This is a genomic window from Pseudomonas sp. NBRC 100443 (assembly GCF_030268185.1).
GTDB lineage: Bacteria > Pseudomonadota > Gammaproteobacteria > Pseudomonadales > Pseudomonadaceae > Pseudomonas > Pseudomonas citronellolis.
Genome location: NZ_BSQE01000054.1, coordinates 1 through 952, shown reverse-complemented (window position 1 = coordinate 952; position 952 = coordinate 1). Strand labels below are relative to the sequence as shown.

General features: G+C 68.7%; 2 protein-coding genes. Both read left to right on the top strand.

What is annotated here, in order from left to right; all coding sequences use genetic code 11:
• On the top strand, positions 1-646 hold a 646-nt coding region (locus QSJ95_RS32470; protein ID WP_285647872.1), incomplete at its 5' end, for a terminase gpA endonuclease subunit.
• Positions 637-852, top strand: a complete 216-nt coding sequence (locus tag QSJ95_RS32465) for a DUF6148 family protein (protein ID WP_061562229.1) — start codon at positions 637-639, stop codon at positions 850-852. The genes QSJ95_RS32470 and QSJ95_RS32465, both read left to right, overlap by 10 nt.
• Positions 853-952: the final 100 nt, after the last annotated feature.

Sequence of the window (952 nt, the reverse complement as noted above, 5' to 3'; positions counted from 1 at the left end):
ACTGCGGCGCAAGGTCGGGCTGGAGATTCACCGGCAGTTCACCCGCGCCGACGGCGTGCCGATGGGCGTCATGCGCTGGTGCTGGGACGCCGGCGGCCACTATTCCGACGAGGTGGAGGCCGAGAGCGCCAAGCACGGCGTGCACTGGGTGATCCCGACCTTCGGGGCCAGCACCTACGGCAAGCCCATCGCCAACTTCCCGAAGCGCCGCAAGCGCAAGGTCTACAAGACCGAACTGGGCACCGACAACGCGAAGGAGCTGATCTACAGCCGCCTGCGCATCGACGTGCCGATCCCGTGGCAGCCGACGCCTGGCTGTGTGCACTTCCCGATCGACAGCGACATCTGCGACGAGGACGAGCTGAAGCAGATCACCGCCGAGAAGAAGAAGCCGGTGATGGCGAAGGGCGTCCGCGTCCTGCGCTGGGACTCCGGCGGGCGCCGAAACGAGGCGCTGGACTGCTTCGTGTACGCCCTGGCCGCGCTGCGCATCAGTCAGCAGCGCTTCGGCCTCGACCTCGACCAGCTGGAGCGCGTGCGCGTTGAGCCCGCGCCGGAGCCGGTCGCCCAGCAGCAACCCTCGAACGATAACCACGCCAGTACCTCCGGGGGCTGGCTCAACACTGGAAGCGGACCATGGCTCTGACAGCGCAGCAGATGCTCGACAAGTACCTGGAGGCCGAGGCCGCGGTACTGGAAGGCCGGACGGTGATCTTCAACGGGCGCACCCACACCATGGAGGACATCGAGAAGATCCGCGCCGGCCGCCGGGAATGGGAGCGTCGTGCTGCAGCAGAGCAGGCGCGCGCTGCCGGCCGCCGGCCGGGCCCGGCTCTGGCGGAGTTCAGCTGATGAACCTGATCGATCGACTGCTGAAACCCTGGGCCCCCGGTCTGGTGGCTCGGCGCCTGGCCGCCCGCGAGGCGATCCTGGCGTACGAGGCCGCCAAGCC